The following is a 15,478-nucleotide window of genomic DNA, read 5'->3' as shown; positions in this document are numbered from 1 at the left end:
ACGGGCGGCCCCGGCCGATTTCGGGCGTTCGAGGTGTCGGAGCGCCCCTGCCTGGTGATCATAGGAAAGTCGGGCCGGATCACCGCCCGACCCGTCGATCGACAGGGAGAGCACGCGATGGCATGGGCCCTGGTGATCCTGGCCGGCCTCCTGGAGACCGGCTTCGCGATCAACCTCAAGCTCAGTGAAGGTTTCACCAAGCTCTGGCCCACCATCAGCTTCTGCGTCTTCGCGCTCAGCAGCTTCGGCCTGCTGACCCTCTCCCTCAAGAGCCTGCCGGTCGGCCCCGCGTACGCGGTCTGGACCGGCATCGGCGCGGCCGGCACCGCGATCTACGGCATGCTCTTCCTGGACGAGGCCACCTCGGTGCTCAAGCTGGTGTCGATCTCCCTGGTGATCGCCGGGGTGATCGGCCTCCAGCTCAGCGGCTCCGCCCACTGAGCCCGCACGCGCCCGGCCCGCACGCACTGAGCCCGCACGCGCCGGGCCCGCACGCGCCCGGCCCGCCTCGGGCCGGCCCGAGGGGGCTGCACACCGGCCGGAACGTTCCTGTCCGCTCCGCGAGCCCGACTGTCCCGATCAGGGCGGGCTCGCTAGGGTCTTGGCCATGGCCGACTACCACGACGATCTCCGACTCGCCCACGTCCTCGCCGACTCGGCCGACTCGGTCACCCTGGAGCGCTTCCGGGCCCTCGACCTGAAGGTCGAGACCAAGCCCGACCTCACCCCCGTCAGCGACGCCGACAAGGCCGCCGAGGAACTGGTGCGCAGCGTGCTCCAGCGCGCCCGGCCGCGCGACGCGGTGCTCGGCGAGGAGTTCGGCCTCCAGGGCTCCGGCCCGCGCCGCTGGGTGATCGACCCGATCGACGGCACCAAGAACTACATCCGCGGCGTGCCGGTCTGGGCCACCCTGATCGCGCTGCTGGAGGACGGCCCGGACGGCGTCGAGCGCCCGGTGGTCGGCATCGTCTCCGCCCCCGCGCTGAACCGCCGCTGGTGGGCGGCCAAGGACCTCGGCGCCTTCGCCGGCCGCAGCCTGGCCAAGGCGAGCCGGATCCACGTCTCCGGCGTCTCCCGGATCGAGGACGCCTCGTTCTCGTACTCCTCGCTCACCGGGTGGGAGGACCGCGGCCGGCTCGACCCGTTCCTGGACCTCACCCGGGCCTGCTGGCGCACCCGCGCCTACGGCGACTTCTGGTCGTACATGATGGTCGCCGAGGGTGCGGTGGACATCGCGGCCGAACCCGAGCTCTCCCTCTGGGACATGGCCGCCAACTGCGTCATCGTCGAGGAGGCCGGCGGCCGCTTCACCGGTCTGGACGGCATCCCGGGCCCGGGCGGCGCCGACGCGGTCGCCTCCAACGGCCTGCTGCACGAGGAGACCCTGCGCCGTCTCAGCGTCTGAGCCGCAGGGCCCCGGGCGCCTCGTCCGGACATGGGTGCGGGCCCGTTCCGACCGGTCTTCCGGCCGGGACGGGCCCGCTGCTCATCGGGGGTGCCGCTACTGCTGCTTGCGCAGCTCCCGCACCGCCGCGTCCAGCCGCCGGCCGTAGTCGGCGTCGGCCTTGCGGAAGTTCTCGACCGCCCGCTCGACGATGTCGTCACGGTCGGCCGAGACCTTGGCGATGAAGCCGGCCAGGTTGGCGATCAGCCGCTGCTTCTCGTCCTCGGAGAACAGCCGGTACAGGTTGCCGGCCTGCACGAAGTCGTTGTCCTCGCTGTGCGAGGGCGCCTCGTGGGTGCCGGTGGCGCCGGTGACGGCGGTCGGGGCCCAGAGCGGACGGCCGGTCTGCACCGGGCCGCCGAAGCTGTTGGGCTCGTAGTTCTTCTGGCGGCCGTGGCGGCCGTCGTACAGGTAGCCGTCGCGGCTGTTGTTGCGCGCCTCGGTGGCGTGCGGGCGGTTCACCGGCAGGTGGTCGGCGTTGATGCCGACGCGGTAGCGGTGGGCGTCCGCGTAGGCGAACAGGCGGCCCTGCAGCATCTTGTCCGGGGACGGGCCGATGCCGGGCACGAAGTGCGCCGGGGAGAAGATCGACTGCTCGACCTCGGCGAAGATGTTGTCGGGGTTGCGGTTCAGCTCCAGCTTGCCGATCTCGATCGGCGGGTAGTCCTCGTGCGGCCAGACCTTGGTCAGGTCGAACGGGTTGAAGCGGTACTGGGCCGCGTCCGCCGCCGGCATGATCTGGACCTGCACCGTCCAGGTCGGGAACTCGCCGCGCTCGATCGCCTCGCGCAGGTCGCGCTGGTGGCTGTCCGGGTCCTCGCCCGCGAGCTTCGCCGCCTCCTCGGCCGTCAGGTTCCTGATGCCCTGGTCGGTCTTGAAGTGGTACTTGACCCAGAAGTGCTCGCCGGCCTCGTTCTGCCACTGGTAGGTGTGCGAGCCGTAGCCGTTGAGGTGGCGGTAGGTGGCCGGGATGCCGCGGTCACCGAAGAGCCAGGTCACCTGGTGGGTCGACTCGGGCGACAGGCCCCAGAAGTCCCAGACGTTGTCCGCCTCCTGCGAGCCGGTGTACGGGTCCCGCTTCTGGGTGTGGATGAAGTCGGGGAACTTGGTGGCGTCCTTGATGAAGAACACCGGGGTGTTGTTGCCGACGAGGTCGTAGTTGCCCTCCTCGGTGTAGAACTTCAGCGCGAAACCGCGCGGGTCGCGGACGGCGTCGGCGGAGCCGAGGTTGCCGGCCACGGTGGAGAACCGCAGGAAGGTCTCGGTCTGCTTCCCGACCTCGCCGAGGAAGGCCGCCCGGGTGTAGGCGGTGACGTCGGCGGTCACCGTGAAGGTGCCGTACGCCGCCGCGCCGCGGGCGTGCACCACGCGCTCCGGGATGCGCTCCCGGTTGAAGTGCGCGAGCTTCTCGAACAGCTGCTGGTCCTGGATCAGCGCCGGACCGCCGAGGCCGGCGGTCTCGGTGTTCTGGTTGTCGGCGACGGGGGCACCCGCCTCCGTGGTGAGGGTGGGGCGCAGCTCGTCCTGGGTAGTCATAAGAGGGTGCCTCCGCGGGTTCCGATCGTGACGGACTCGATCCTAACTTGGACTTTGTCTAAGTCAACACTGGAACCAGACTCGGAGTCTCACCTACCCTGTACGCATGAGTGACCTGCTGGAACGACTTCGCGGACGTGGGTGGCGGCTGACCTCGCAGCGCCGGGTCGTCGCCGAGGTCCTCGACGGTGAACACGTCCACCTCACGGCCGACGAGGTGCACGCCCGCGCCGTGGCCCTGCTGCCCGAGATCAGCCGCGCGACGGTCTACAACACGCTCGGCGAACTGGTCGTCCTCGGCGAGGTCCTGGAGGTCGCCACCGACGGCCGGGCCAAGCGGTACGACCCCAACGCGCACCACGCCCACCAGCACCTGGTCTGCTCCGGCTGCGGCGCGATCCGCGACGTCCACCCGCAGGGCGACCCGCTGGCCGCCCTGCCCGCCTCCGAGCGCTTCGGCTTCACCGTCTCCGGCGCCGAGATCACCTACCGGGGCCTCTGTCCGGCCTGTACCAACAGACCCTGACCGGGCCGCCGACGCCCGTTACGCGCTCAACTCCGCGTGCAGCGCGCCCAGCAGGCGCCCGGCGCGCTCCGCGACCTCCGCCGGCCCGTAGTCCGCGGCCCGCCGGCACCAGTTCTCCGCCTGCACCGGCTCGCCCCGGCGCAGCGCCAGCAGGGCCAGTCGCAGCGCGGCCCGGCCGTGGCCGGCATCGGCGGCCCGGGTGTACCAGAGCATCGCCTCCGCCTCGCTGTCCTGCCGGGCCAGCAGCAGGCCCAGGTTGAACGCCGCACTGCGGCTGCCCGCCTCGGCAGCCCGCCGGTACCAGCTCTCCGCGATCTCCAGCGCCCCGCGCTCCGCCGCCCGCACGCCCATCCGCACCTGCGCCCGCCGGTGGCCGGCGTCGGCCGCGAGGGCGTACCAGTGCTCCGCCTCCGCGTCGGCGTCGCCGCGCCGGTCCAGCACCGAGGCCAGCCGGAAGGCGCCCTCCGCCGAACCGCCCGCGGCCGCCTGCCGGTAGCGCTCCAGCGCGCCCGCCAGGTTGCCGCGCTGCTCCTGGACGACGGCCAGCTGGAGCGCCGCCTCGCCGTGCCCCTCCGCGGCGGCGCGCGCGTACCACTCCTGCGCCTGGCGGTTCTCGCCGCGCCCGGCGTGCAGGACACCCAGGTTGAAGGCGCCGTCCACGCTGCCGGCCTCGGCCGCCTTGGAGAACCACGGCTCGGCGCCGGACTCGTCGCCGCGCTGGAGCAGGACCACGGCCAGCGCGTTGCAGGCCTCCCGGTGCCCGGCGTACGCGGCCCGGCGGTACCACTGCTCGGCCTGCTGGTCGCGGCCGGTGCCGGCGCAGAGCAGGCCCAGGTTGAAGGCGCCGTTCTGGTCGCCGGCGTCCAGCGCGCCGCGGTACCAGCGCTCGGCCTCGGCGGCCTCGCCGCGGGAGGCGTGCAGTGCGCCGAGGGCGTTGGCGGCATTGCCGTCGCCGGCCTCGGCGGCCTCCTGCCACCACTCGGCGGCGGCCGTGACGTCCCCGGAGTCGCGCAGCAGGAAGCCCAGCGCGCAGGCGGCGCGCGGTTCGCCGTTCTGCGCCGACTGCCGGTACCAGCGAGCGGCCTCGTCCAGCAGCGACTGGTCGGTGCGGGCGCGCTCCTCCAGCAGCACGCCCAGCCGCAGCGCGGCGCGGGCGTGGCTGCGGGCGGCGGCGGTGCGGTACCAGGTCTCGGCGGTCTCCTTGTCCCCGGCGGCCTCGCGCATCCGGGCCAGTCGGTAGGCGGCCTCCCGGTGCCCGGCGTCGGCGGACACCTTGAACCAGCGCTCGGCGCGGACGTCGCGCCGGTGCTCCATCAGGTCGCCCAGCGCGTAGGCGCCGAGCGGGTGGCCGTGGTCGGCGGCGAAGTGCAGCCAGTACTCGGCGGCCTCCTCCTCGCCCTGGTCGCGCAGCTGGAGGCCGAGCGCGTGCGCGGCGGGCGCGCTGCCGGCGACCGCCGCCTGCCGCCACCACTGGGCGGCCTCGGCCCGGTGGCCCTGCTGGTGCAGCAGGACCCCGAGGTTGTTGGCGGCGGAGCGCAGCCCGGCGGCCGCGGCGCTGCGCAGGTACGGTTCGGCGTCCTCCAGGTCGCCGCGGCGCAGCAGCAGGGTGCCGAGCCGGCCGGCGGCGTCCGGGTCGCCGTCGTCAGCGGCCTGGCGGTGCCGGGACTCCAGGGCGGCCTGCTCCCGGGCGGCGAGCGCGGTCTCGAAGCTGGCGGAGTCGAAGCCGGCCTCGTCGCCGTCGTCGTAGCGGCGGGCGGGGTCGCGCCCGTCCTCCCCGTCGGCGGCCTCCGTCATGGCGCCGTAGGGGCCGATGGAGGCGGCGAACTGACGGGCGGAGACGTGCACCAGGCTGTCGGGGCCGTAGCCGCCGGAGGGGCGGCGCTCCGTCAGGCCGCTGGTGCGCTGGGCGGGAAGCGCGCCGGGGTGGTTCTCGGGGCTCTCCGCCCAGGCGTCGGTGTCCGCCTCGGCGGCCGCAGCGGGCTTGGCCCCTGGTCCGTTCCTGCCGATCAGCCTCATGCCGACTCCCGCTCCCCCAGAGTGTCGCGGCATTTGCCCCCAGCCTTCGGCCGGGGGGACCCCCAGGGGACGCGTCGGATCGGACGACCGGTCAGCAGCCGGTCGGCGTCCCCCATGTGTCCCATCGTCGCATCACCCGCAACCCGCGTACACCTGCCCCGGCCGATTTCGGCGAGGCGGATCCGAAGCCGACGAAATTGCTTCGACGCTTTGTCGATTTCCCGACACTTCGGCACCACAAACCCCAATGCCGGCGTCATTGGCGACGGTCGATAGTACCGGAGCGGACCCACACACCCCCCGGGGAAAACGCCAGAGGCCCGGAGGATGATCCTCCGGGCCTCTGGTTGCTACTGAGTAGCGGGGACAGGATTTGAACCTGCGACCTCTGGGTTATGAGCCCAGCGAGCTACCGAGCTGCTCCACCCCGCGTCGGTAGTTGAACCATAGCACGGTCGCGGGGCGGAACAGCAATCGGTTACCGCAGCTCAGGGGCCGGTGCTCGCCCCCGGCGACGGCGTGGCACCCGGCGAGCCGGTCGCGGCCGCCGACGGCGACGGCGTGGCCGCCGGGGCGAGGCCCGCCTTCTGCTGGGCCGCGGCCAGCGCCTTGGCCGCCTCGCTCTGCGCCTTCTGCGCCTGGCCAAGGGCCACCCAGTCGCCGGCCTTGAGGGCGTTGTCGACGTCGTTCTGCGCCTTCAGCACGTCCGCGATCGCCTTCTGCAGGTCCGCCGGGACGCCGGCGCCCGGCGTGGGCGGCGTGGTCGGCGTGACCGGGGTCGTCGGCGTGACGGGCGTAGTCGGCGAGGTGCCGGGAACGGTGGGCGTGACCGGTGCACCGGTCACCGCGCCGCCGAGGACCTTGGCCAGCGCCTTCTCCAGGTTGTCCTCCACGGCCACGACGGCGTTCTCGTTCCCGTACGTCGCCAGCACCTTCTTCAGCACCGGCACCTTGGCGCTGCGGCCGATCAGGTACACCGGCTCGACGTTGAGCAGGCCCCCGCCGACCGGCAGGGTCAGCAGGTTGCCGTACTCGATGTCCGAGTCGGTGCCGGTCTTCAGCAGCGTGAGCTGGTTGGCGACCGTCGGGTCCGAGTTGAACTTCGCCTGCACCTGCTTCGGGCCGAGCGCCCCGGAGCCGGTCGGCATCTTGGCGATCCGGATCTTCCCGTAGTCCGGGCCCGGGTCCGCGCTGGCCGACATGAAGGCGGCCAGGTTGTCACGCCCGCTCGGCGCGAAGCTGGTGGTGAGCGAGAAGGTCGCCGCCTGCGCCTCGGGCATCCGGACCGTCAGGTAGTACGGCGGCTGCACCTCGTTGGTGTTGGTGGTCGGGTCGGCCGGCACCTGCCAGATGTCGGTGCCGTTGAAGAAGCCGCCGGCGTCGGTCATGTGGTACTCGGCGAGCAGGTCGCGCTGCACCTTGAACATGTCCTGCGGGTACCGCAGGTGCGGCATCAGCGTGGACGGGATCTCGGCCTTCGCCTTGACGGTGCCGGGGAACGCCTTCATCCAGGTCTTCAGGACCGGGTCGCTCTCGTCCCACTGGTAGAGCGTCACCTCGCCGGTGTACGCGTCCACGGTCGCCTTGACCGAGTTGCGGATGTAGTTGACCTTGTTGGCGGCGGTCAGCAGCTCACCGCGCTGGTTGGTCAGCGAGTCCTTGGTGACGTCGCCCAGGGTCGTCTTGGACGAGAACGGGTAGCCGTCCGAGGTGGTGTAGCCGTCCAGCACCCAGACCAGCTTGTTGTCCTGCACCACCGGGTACGGGTCGGCGTCGATGGACAGCCAGGGGGCGACCTTCTCGACCCGCTCCTTGGGGGTGCGGTCGTAGATGACCTTGGCGCCGTCCTTGATGGCGTCCGAGTAGAGGATCTGCGGCTCGGCGAACTTCACCGCGTACGCGGCCCGGGTGAGCGGGTTGCCCAGCGAGACACCGCTGTCGCCGGTGTAGGAGAAGTGCACCGGGGTGCCGTCCTCCGCCGTGTAGTCGATGTCCTGGTACCCGCCGCCGACGATCGAGTACGTCGACGTCTTCTCGCCGTAGTAGACGCGCTGCTCGTACGGGCCGAACGCGCCCTTGGTCGGCAGCGCGGACTCGGTGTAGACCGGGTTGCCGTTGGCGTCGACCTGGTTGCCCTTGGCGGCGATCAGACCGTAGCCGTGGGTGTAGTTGAAGTGGTCGTTGATCCAGTTCCGCTGGATGCCGTTGAGGTCCAGCTCGCGCACGCCCAGCACGGTGTCCTGCGAGCCGTACCGGTCGACGTCCAGCGACTTGGGGAAGGCGTAGTACTTCCGCAGCGCCTGGTTCTGCTGGAAGGTCGGGCCGACCACGTTCGGGTCCAGCAGGCGGATGTCCGCGATGGTCTGGGCGTCCGGCTTCAACGCGTCCGCGTTGGTCGCGTTCCCGGGCTCGTAGGTGGTGACCTCGCTGTCCGCGATCCCGTACGCCTTCCGCGTCGCGTCGATGTTCTTCTGGATGTACGGCGTCTCCTTGGCCTGCTCGTTCGGCTTGACCTGGAACTGCTGCACGATCGCCGGGTACACCCCGCCGATCAGCACCGCCGAGAGCACCATCAGCCCGAGGCCGATCAGGGCCGGGGCCCAGGTGCGGCGGACCGGGGTCAGGAAGAACAGCACCGCGCAGATGATCGCGACGAAGAACAGGATGGTCTTGGCCGGGAGGAACGCGTTGGCGTCCACGTAGCGCAGGCCGGTCCAGCCGGTGACGCCCTTGTACGAGCCGGTCTTCACCGCCAGCGCGTACCGGTCCAGCCAGTACGCCACCGCCTTCAGCAGCACGAACACGCCGAGCAGCACCGCCAGGTGGCCCTGCGCGCCGGCGCTGGCCCGGCGGCCCGGGCCCTGCAGCCGCAGGCCCCCGTACAGGTAGTGCACCAGCACCGAGGCCAGCAGCGAGACGATCACCGCGCTGAACGCGAAGCCGAGCAGGAACTCGTAGAACGGCAGCTCGAAGGCGTAGAACGAGACGTCCAGGCCGAACTGCGCGTCCTTGACGCCGAAGGACGTCTCGTTGGTCCAGAGCAGCCACGTCCGCCACTGGCCGGACGCCGCGGCGCCCGCGACCAGACCGATCACCAGCGAGACGCCGACCAGCGCCCAGCGCTTGAACGGCGCGAGCCCGGCCCGGTAGCGGTCCAGGCTCTGCTGCTCCACCGACATCGCCGACAGCGGCGGCCTGAGCCGGTGCGCCAGCCAGACGTTGAAGCCGACGATCACCGCCATCAGCAGGCCGAAGACGGCGAACAGGCCGATCTTCGTCCAGAGCTGGGTGGTGAACACCGAGGAGTAGTGGACCGACTTGAACCAGAGCCAGTCCGTCCAGAACCCGGCGAACATGACGAACAGCAGGAAGAGCACCGCGAGTACGCCCAGGGTCAGCAGGAGCACCCGCGCGCGCCGGGAGGGCGGGCCTACCCTGCGCCGGAATCCCGGCCCTGAGCGTTCCGGCATCTGGAATACCACGGGCACCTCAGCTGTGTCGTCTGGAATCGGTCGGTCGTCAGTGCAACTTAACCAGGCTTTAGCCGAGTTCCCGCCGTTAGCAGACGGTTACGACAACCTTCCCCCGGCGCACCGGCCCGCCGCCCGCGCCCGCCGGTGGCACCGCCCGGGGCGCCCGGCGTGTGAGGATTGAGGCATGTCCGATGCCACCAATTCCCCCGACGACGTCTCCAAGCTCCCGGCCGCGACCCCGCTGACCCGGGCCGCCCTGGAGATCGACGAGTACGCCGCCACCCTCGGCTGGGACCTCCCGGCCCGGCTGTTCGCCCTGGTGGACAGCGCCGCGCTGCGCAAGGCCGACCCCCGGATCGCCGAGCAGCTCGGCCTCGGCGACAGCGAGGAGCCCGGCCTCACCCCGGTCGAGCAGGACGAACTGCCGGCCGGCATGGAGCTGGACAAGTTCCTCGGCACGATCGCCTGGCCCGACGCCGTGGCCGGCTGCGCCCTGGTGGTCGAGCGGCTGATGCTGCCGCCGGGTTCCGAGCAGTCCCGCCCGCGCAACGCCTCCGACGCCCAGCTCGCCGAGTGGGTGGCCAACCACCCCAAGCGCGAGGAGGTGCGGATCACCGCCGCCGTGCTGCGCAACGGCAAGAAGGAGATCGCCCTGCGGCTGCGTTCCAAGGACGTCGCGCGCGAGGTGCTGACCGGCCCCGACCTCGTCCCGGGCCTGACCGAGGCCCTGCTCGCGACCTTCTCCTAGCCGCTCGCTCCCCCGCCCCGCTCCTCCGTGGCGCGGGGCGGTGCTACCCGGCGCAGGACGGCAGCGCGGAGGTCTGCCCGGATCGGATCTGCTCCAACGACTTCAGCGCGCCGTCCAGCGTCTCGGTCTTGACCAGCCTCAGCCCGGACGGGGTGTTCTTCCCCGCCTCGGCGCAGTTGGCGGCCGGGGTGAGGAAGAACTCGGCGCCGGCGTCCCGGGCGGCGATCAGCTTCATCGATATCCCGCCGATCGGGCCGACCTTGCCGCCGTCGTCGATGGTGCCGGTCCCGGCCACGAACCTGCCGCCGGTGAGGTCCTCGGGCGTCAGCTTGTCGATGATGCCGAGCGAGAACATCAGCCCGGCGCTCGGCCCGCCGACGTCCTGCAGGCCGATGTCGATCTGGAACGGGTAGGTGTGCCGGACGCCGGGGCGGATGCCGACCATGGCACTGCCGGTGTCCGGCGACTTCACGGTCGGGACGGTGATGTCGGTCCGGGCCGCCGCCGGGTCGGCCTTGCCGCCGTCCTTGACCATCGGCAGCACGGTGAAGACCGCCGACTCGCCGGGCTGGTGCTTGGTGACCGCCTTGGCCACGCCGTCCGCGTCGGTGACCGGGGTGCCGTCGACCGCGATGATCCGGTCGCCCGCGTGCAGCCGGCCCTCGGCCGGGGCGCCGGCGGTGACCGACTGGACGATCAGCTCGCTGCCGATCGGGATGCCGAGCTGGGTGAGCGCCGCCGTCCGCGCGTGGTCCTCGGAGAGGGTGAACTCCTCGGCGTTCTGCTTCTTGGCCTCCGCGTCGCTCTGCCCCCGCGGGTACACGTTGTCGTGCGGCACCACCAGGACGTCGTCGCGGAGCCAGCCGACCACCGCGTTGACCAGGCTCGGCTCGTACCGGGCTCCGGTGACCTGGACGGTCGTCATGTTGAGGTGCCCGCTGACCGGGTACGACTCGTGGCCGGTGATGGTGATCACCGGCGTGCCCGTCTTGTCCTGCACGCCGAGCGTGTTGTACGTCGGCCCCGGGCTCATCTCGGTGTACGGCACCTTCATCAGCACCGAGGCGCAGAGCAGCGCTATGAGCAGCAGGGTGGCGGCGAGCATCGTCGCAGAGCGGCGTGGCATGCCTCGACAGTACGGGACGCCGGTGACGGGGCGCCCCCCGGGCTACCGGCCGGAGCCCTCGCCGGGGCCTGCGGTGGTCCGTTCCATCGCGGCCATGAAGCGGCGGTGCTCGGCGAGCGAGGCGGGGTCCCCCGTGGCTCTCGGGGCCCGCTGGGCCCAGCCCGCCCACACCGTGGCGAGCAGGGCGGCGACAACCGGAATGATCAACCAGGCGAGCGCAGCCATGTCAGTACTCCCAGCTCGTCGTGTCTATGAGCAGATTAACCACCCCGGCGGACAACGCGGGTGGCGCTGTCCGGGTTACGGGACGGCCGATCGGCTCACTGCCAGGGAGTATTCGGCGTACCGGCCCGCACCCGTTCGAGTGAGGACCCGGCGCGCCTGCGTGTCAGGAGAGTTGTAGCAGGTCAGCAGTTGCCCGCGCCCACCCACTCCTCCTCGCCGTCGGCGAACACCTGGTGCTTCCAGATCGGCACCTCGTGCTTGAGGTCGTCGATCAGCCGGCGGGCGGCGGTGAAGGCCTCGCCGCGGTGGGCGCAGGAGACCGCGACGATCACGGCCTTGTCGGTGATCTCCAGCCGGCCGATCCGGTGGACGGCCGCGAGCGCGCGGACGGGGAAGTCCGCGACGATCTTCTCGGCGATCCGGCGCATCTCCGCCTCGGCCGTGGGGTGGCAGCTGTACTCCAGCGCGGCGACCGACTTGCCGCCGTCGTGGTCACGGACCGTCCCGACGAAGACGGTCGTACCGCCGGCCGCGTCGTCGCCGACCGCCTCGTACACCTCGTCGAGCGAGAGCGGGGTGTCGCGGATGGCGAGCAGGCGGATGGGGTCGTGGTTCTCGGACATGACCCCATGATTCCCCATCCCGAGTGGTTTCGGGCAAGGGGCTTCCGCATCACGATTGCGAAATTTCGCATCGTGAGAATGAGAGGGGGTTCGACGCGCCAGGCCCTCAGAGCCCCGGACCTCGGAACCCGGGCGCTCAGAACCCGGGCACTCAGAACCCCGGGGCTTCAGAACCCGGGCGCCCGGAACCCGGAACCCCGGGCCGTCAGAACCCCGGCCCGTCAGAAGCGGCGCCGCTTGCGCGCCCGCCGGACCAGCGCCGCGGTACCGACCAGCGCCACCGTCGCCCCGGCCGCGCCCAGGCTGGTGGCGGCCTCCTTGCCGCCCAGCCGCCGCCCCGCCACCGCGTGCTTGCCGGAGACCTGCGACAGCAGCTCGGCCAGCACCTGCTCGTTGGTGTGGGCCGGCCGCCACCCGGCCTCGTGCAGCCGGCTGCCGGAGACCACCCACGGGTACATCGTGTAGGCGAGGTCGCCCGCCGGGGCCGGGGTCAGGCCGAGGCGGTGCAGCCGGGCCGCGGTGCCCAGCGCCAGCGCGGCCGGCAGCTCCATCCGCCGGATCCCCGACAGCCGCTCCACGTCCTCCTGCTCCAGCCAGCCGTCGCAGCCGACCGTCACCTCGCCCTCGACCAGGCCCAGCGCCGCGTACTCCAGCGCCGCCGCGAGGTCGTCCACGTGACAGAACTGCCAGCACGGCCGGGAGCCGGCCACCACCAGCAGCCGGGGCGCCTCGAAGTGCCGGGTCAGCACGGTGTCGACGCCGGGACCGACCACGACGGCCGGGCGCAGCACCGTCACCTGGAGCCCGGGGTGGGCACGCGGGGCCCGCCGGGCCAGGCGCTCGATCTCCAGGAGGTCCCCGACCAGCGAGGCCTCCTCGGTGGCCCGCAGCTCCGAGTCCTCGGCCAGCGGCACCTCGTTGTCGGCCAGCGCTCCGTAGACCATCGCCGAGGTGCAGAGCACCACCCGGTGCACGCCGGCCGCCGCGGCCGCGGTCAGCACGGTCTGCGCGCCGCGCACGTTGTAGGCGCTGCGGGCCCGCGGGTCGGACTCCATGCCGAGGTCCATCGCGAGGTGGACGACCACGTCCACCCCGGCCAGCCGCTCGGCCACCGCCGGATCGCGGACGTCCAGGACGCGCCACTGCACGCCCGGCACCTCGCCCCGGCGGTCGTCGACCGCGAGGACCTTCTTCACCCCCGGCGAGGCCACCAGGCGGGCCGCGACCCGCTCACCGAGGACGCCGGCGGCGCCCGTCACGGCCACGGTCAGCGGCTTGCCGCCGTAGGCTGGAGGCGGCGACGCCGTGATGTCCGGGGCGTCCTCTCCTCCGGTCAGCCCAGAGCGAACGTCCGAAGGCGGGGAACTCACCGGCCATCCTCCACGGTTAGCTTATGTGCGTACGTACGCGTGTCACGTACGTCCATCCTGCCCGAGGCGAAGGCCCGGCGGTGCACCCGGCACGGACCAGCCGCGCGGGAGCCGCCCACCGGCCACGAGTCCCCCACTCCGCCGACCGCCCCGGGCCTGCAGACTTTTCCCGCCACCACCCCGCATGACGGCCGACCGGATCGAGGACCCCGTGAGCGACCTTCCCTTCGGATTCGGCGTTCCGCCAGAGGAGCCCGAGGACGGCAAGGCCAAGCCCGAGGACGGCAAGGGCAAGCCCGGCGACGAGCAGGCGAAGAAGGACCCGGGAGAGGCGCAGCAGGGCGGCCCGCAGCCCTTCGGCTTCGGCGGGAACCCGTTCGGCGCGCTGTTCGGCATGGGGATGCCCGGCGGCCCCGGCACCCCCGGCACGCCCGGCGGGGCCGACAACCCGTTCGCCGCGATGTTCGGCGGGCTCAACCCCAACGACCTCGGCGCCGCCTTCCAGCAGCTCGGGCAGATGCTCTCCTTCGAGGGCGGCCCGGTGAACTGGGACCTCGCCAAGGACATCGCCCGCCAGACCGTCGTCGCCGAGCCCGCCGAGGGCAAGTCCAAGGACCGGTCGGTCGGCGCCGCCGAGCGCTCGGCCGTCGCCGAGGCCGTCCGGCTCGCCGACCTCTGGCTGGACGGCGCGACCGAGTTCCCCTCCGGGGCCGGCACCGCCGTCGCCTGGAGCCGGGCCGAGTGGATCGAGGCCACCCTCCCGGTCTGGAAGGACCTGGTCGACCCGGTCGCCGAGCGGGTCGGCAACGCCATGGGCGGCGTCCTGCCCGAGGAGATGCAGGCCATGGCCGGCCCGCTCATGGGCATGATGCGCTCGATGGGCGGCGCCATGTTCGGCACCCAGATCGGGCAGGCGCTCGGCGCCCTCGCCGCCGAGGTGGTCGGCTCCACCGACGTCGGCCTGCCGCTCGCCCCGGCCGGCAAGGCCGCACTGCTGCCGCAGAACATCGCCGAGTTCGGCGAGGGCCTGAACGTCCCCGCCGACGAGGTCCGGCTCTACCTCGCCCTGCGCGAGGCCGCCCACCAGCGCCTGTTCGCCCACGTGCCGTGGCTGCGCGCCCACCTGTTCGGCGCCGTCGAGGCCTATGCGCGCGGCATCAAGGTCGACACCTCCCGGATGGAGGAGCTGGTCGGCCAGCTCGACCCGGGCAACCCCGAGGCGCTCCAGGAGGCGCTGGCCGGCGGCCTGCTCCAGCCCGAGGACACCCCCGAGCAGAAGGCCGCGCTCGCCCGCCTGGAGACGGCGCTCGCGCTGGTCGAGGGCTGGGTCGACGCCGTCGTCCACGCCGCCGCCCAGCCGCACCTGCCGCAGGCCGGCGCGCTGCGCGAGACCGTCCGCCGCCGCCGCGCGGCCGGCGGGCCCGCCGAGCAGACCTTCGCCACCCTGGTCGGCCTGGAGCTGCGCCCGCGCCGGCTGCGCGACGCCTCCCGGCTCTGGGCGCTGCTCGCCGACGCCCGCGGCGTCGAGGGCCGCGACGACCTCTGGCAGCACCCCGACATGCTCCCCACCGCCGCCGACCTGGACGACCCGGACGCCTTCGTGCACCGGGACGCGGCCAGCGACCTGGAGGGCGGCATCGACTTCGACGCGATCGACAAGCTGCTCGGCGAGGCGGCCGCGTCCTCCGAGGGCTCCAAGCCCGACCTGGAGAAGAAGGACGACGACGAGAACGGGAAGGGCGAGCCCACCGCATGACGCTCACCGAGACGGGCCCGTCCGCCCTGCACGCGGACGCCGTCCGCACCCTGAGCCGCTGGCGGCCCGCCGACCCGGACCAGGAGCAGCTGCGCCGCGACTACCTGGACCACCTGGCCGAGCAGCCCGAGGGCCTGTTCCGGTCCTGCCTGCCCGCCCACGTCACCGCCAGCGCGGCGGTCGTCGACCCCACCGCCGGGCGGGTGCTGCTGACCCTGCACCCCAAGGTCGGCATGTGGCTGCAGATGGGCGGCCACTGCGAGCCCGGTGACCGCGACCTCGCGGCCGCGGCGCTGCGCGAGGCCACCGAGGAGTCCGGCATCCCGGACCTCGCCCTGCTGGCCGTCGACGGTCTGCCGGTGCCCGCCAAGCTCGACCGACACCTCGTCCGCTGCACCGGCAAGGACCGGCCGGAGAACACCCACCTGGACGTCCAGTACATCGCGGTGGCCCCGCCCGGGGCGCAGGAGCTGATCAGCGAGGAGTCGCTGGACCTGCGCTGGTTCGACTACGACCGCCTGCCCGAGCTGACCGACCACTCGGTCCGCGACCTGGTCGCGAGGGCGCGGGAGCTGACCGCCTGAGATTGGTGCGAAGGCACGAGGAGGGGGGGGGGGCCCAAACGTACCCGCCCC

At 72.6% G+C, this 15,478-nt stretch carries 13 protein-coding genes and 1 tRNA gene; 6 read left to right on the top strand and 8 right to left on the bottom strand.

The window, feature by feature from the left end:
* Positions 1–117 precede the first annotated feature (117 nt).
* Both ACFC1F_RS01330 and hisN read left to right on the top strand, forming a co-directional pair.
* Complete coding sequence (locus tag ACFC1F_RS01330; RefSeq protein ID WP_376154853.1) at positions 118–441, top strand: DMT family transporter; 324 nt, start codon at positions 118–120, stop codon at positions 439–441.
* Between the two features lie 166 nt (positions 442–607).
* A complete protein-coding gene (gene hisN / locus ACFC1F_RS01325) occupies positions 608–1,405 on the top strand; it encodes a histidinol-phosphatase (RefSeq protein WP_209411195.1) in 798 nt (265 codons plus the stop codon).
* 96 nt (positions 1,406–1,501) lie between these two features.
* Here the strand turns inward: hisN and ACFC1F_RS01320 are convergent, their stop codons facing one another.
* The gene (locus tag ACFC1F_RS01320) at positions 1,502–2,980 is read right to left on the bottom strand and encodes a catalase (protein WP_209411194.1); all 1,479 of its coding nucleotides are present in this window, start codon (positions 2,978–2,980) and stop codon (positions 1,502–1,504) included.
* A gap of 106 nt (positions 2,981–3,086) precedes the next feature.
* Between ACFC1F_RS01320 and ACFC1F_RS01315 the strand changes: the two genes are divergently transcribed.
* Positions 3,087–3,506, top strand: a complete 420-nt coding sequence (locus ACFC1F_RS01315; protein WP_376154851.1) for a Fur family transcriptional regulator — start codon at positions 3,087–3,089, stop codon at positions 3,504–3,506.
* Positions 3,507–3,524: 18 nt separating this feature from the next.
* Here ACFC1F_RS01315 and ACFC1F_RS01310 read toward each other — a convergent pair whose 3' ends face one another.
* The 3 genes from ACFC1F_RS01310 to ACFC1F_RS01300 all read right to left on the bottom strand — a co-directional run bounded on the left by ACFC1F_RS01310 (position 3,525) and on the right by ACFC1F_RS01300 (position 8,992).
* Positions 3,525–5,300, bottom strand: coding sequence for a tetratricopeptide repeat protein (locus tag ACFC1F_RS01310; RefSeq protein WP_376155031.1), 1,776 nt, complete (start codon positions 5,298–5,300; stop codon positions 3,525–3,527).
* Positions 5,301–5,880: 580 nt separating this feature from the next.
* A tRNA-Met gene (locus tag ACFC1F_RS01305) sits at positions 5,881–5,954 on the bottom strand.
* A 56-nt stretch (positions 5,955–6,010) separates the two neighbouring features.
* Complete coding sequence (locus tag ACFC1F_RS01300) at positions 6,011–8,992, bottom strand: UPF0182 family protein (RefSeq protein WP_376154849.1); 2,982 nt, start codon at positions 8,990–8,992, stop codon at positions 6,011–6,013.
* Positions 8,993–9,179: 187 nt separating this feature from the next.
* Here ACFC1F_RS01300 and ACFC1F_RS01295 point away from each other — a divergent pair, with 187 nt between their 5' ends.
* Complete coding sequence (locus ACFC1F_RS01295; protein ID WP_376154847.1) at positions 9,180–9,743, top strand: PPA1309 family protein; 564 nt, start codon at positions 9,180–9,182, stop codon at positions 9,741–9,743.
* A gap of 43 nt (positions 9,744–9,786) precedes the next feature.
* On the opposite strand, the gene ACFC1F_RS01290 is transcribed toward ACFC1F_RS01295, so the two are convergent.
* The 4 genes from ACFC1F_RS01290 to ACFC1F_RS01275 form a co-directional block, all read right to left on the bottom strand.
* Positions 9,787–10,869, bottom strand: a complete 1,083-nt coding sequence (locus ACFC1F_RS01290; RefSeq protein WP_209411190.1) for a PDZ domain-containing protein — start codon at positions 10,867–10,869, stop codon at positions 9,787–9,789.
* A 42-nt stretch (positions 10,870–10,911) separates the two neighbouring features.
* On the bottom strand, positions 10,912–11,094 hold the full coding sequence (locus tag ACFC1F_RS01285) for a hypothetical protein (protein WP_209411189.1): 183 nt from the start codon (positions 11,092–11,094) through the stop codon (positions 10,912–10,914).
* A 182-nt stretch (positions 11,095–11,276) separates the two neighbouring features.
* Positions 11,277–11,717, bottom strand: coding sequence for a molybdenum cofactor biosynthesis protein MoaE (locus ACFC1F_RS01280; RefSeq protein ID WP_241002573.1), 441 nt, complete (start codon positions 11,715–11,717; stop codon positions 11,277–11,279).
* Between the two features lie 221 nt (positions 11,718–11,938).
* Entirely contained in the window at positions 11,939–13,087 is a 1,149-nt protein-coding gene (locus ACFC1F_RS01275) for an NAD-dependent epimerase/dehydratase family protein (RefSeq protein WP_376154845.1), read from the bottom strand.
* A 211-nt stretch (positions 13,088–13,298) separates the two neighbouring features.
* Between ACFC1F_RS01275 and ACFC1F_RS01270 the strand changes: the two genes are divergently transcribed.
* Together ACFC1F_RS01270 and ACFC1F_RS01265 are read left to right on the top strand one after the other, a co-directional pair.
* Entirely contained in the window at positions 13,299–14,843 is a 1,545-nt protein-coding gene (locus tag ACFC1F_RS01270; protein ID WP_376154843.1) for a zinc-dependent metalloprotease, read from the top strand.
* On the top strand, positions 14,840–15,427 hold the full coding sequence (locus ACFC1F_RS01265; RefSeq protein WP_376154841.1) for an NUDIX hydrolase: 588 nt from the start codon (positions 14,840–14,842) through the stop codon (positions 15,425–15,427). The genes ACFC1F_RS01270 and ACFC1F_RS01265 overlap by 4 nt, the downstream gene beginning before the upstream one ends.
* Positions 15,428–15,478 lie beyond the last annotated feature (51 nt).

Source organism: Kitasatospora sp. NPDC056181, assembly GCF_042266225.1.
GTDB lineage: Bacteria > Actinomycetota > Actinomycetes > Streptomycetales > Streptomycetaceae > Kitasatospora.
This window is presented reverse-complemented; position numbering and strand designations above follow the sequence as displayed.

Excerpts from the sequence above, each read along its gene's own strand:
- ACFC1F_RS01280 (WP_241002573.1), bottom strand. The coding sequence starts at position 11,717 with ATGTCCGAGAACCACGACCCCATCCGCCTGCTCGCCATCCGCGACACC.
- ACFC1F_RS01320 (WP_209411194.1), bottom strand. The coding sequence starts at position 2,980 with ATGACTACCCAGGACGAGCTGCGCCCCACCCTCACCACGGAGGCGGGT.
- ACFC1F_RS01265 (WP_376154841.1), top strand. The coding sequence starts at position 14,840 with ATGACGCTCACCGAGACGGGCCCGTCCGCCCTGCACGCGGACGCCGTC.
- ACFC1F_RS01315 (WP_376154851.1), top strand. The coding sequence starts at position 3,087 with ATGAGTGACCTGCTGGAACGACTTCGCGGACGTGGGTGGCGGCTGACC.
- ACFC1F_RS01300 (WP_376154849.1), bottom strand. The coding sequence starts at position 8,992 with ATGCCGGAACGCTCAGGGCCGGGATTCCGGCGCAGGGTAGGCCCGCCC.
- ACFC1F_RS01330 (WP_376154853.1), top strand. The coding sequence starts at position 118 with ATGGCATGGGCCCTGGTGATCCTGGCCGGCCTCCTGGAGACCGGCTTC.
- ACFC1F_RS01295 (WP_376154847.1), top strand. The coding sequence starts at position 9,180 with ATGTCCGATGCCACCAATTCCCCCGACGACGTCTCCAAGCTCCCGGCC.
- ACFC1F_RS01285 (WP_209411189.1), bottom strand. The coding sequence starts at position 11,094 with ATGGCTGCGCTCGCCTGGTTGATCATTCCGGTTGTCGCCGCCCTGCTC.
- hisN (WP_209411195.1), top strand. The coding sequence starts at position 608 with ATGGCCGACTACCACGACGATCTCCGACTCGCCCACGTCCTCGCCGAC.
- ACFC1F_RS01290 (WP_209411190.1), bottom strand. The coding sequence starts at position 10,869 with ATGCCACGCCGCTCTGCGACGATGCTCGCCGCCACCCTGCTGCTCATA.
- ACFC1F_RS01310 (WP_376155031.1), bottom strand. The coding sequence starts at position 5,300 with ATGACGGAGGCCGCCGACGGGGAGGACGGGCGCGACCCCGCCCGCCGC.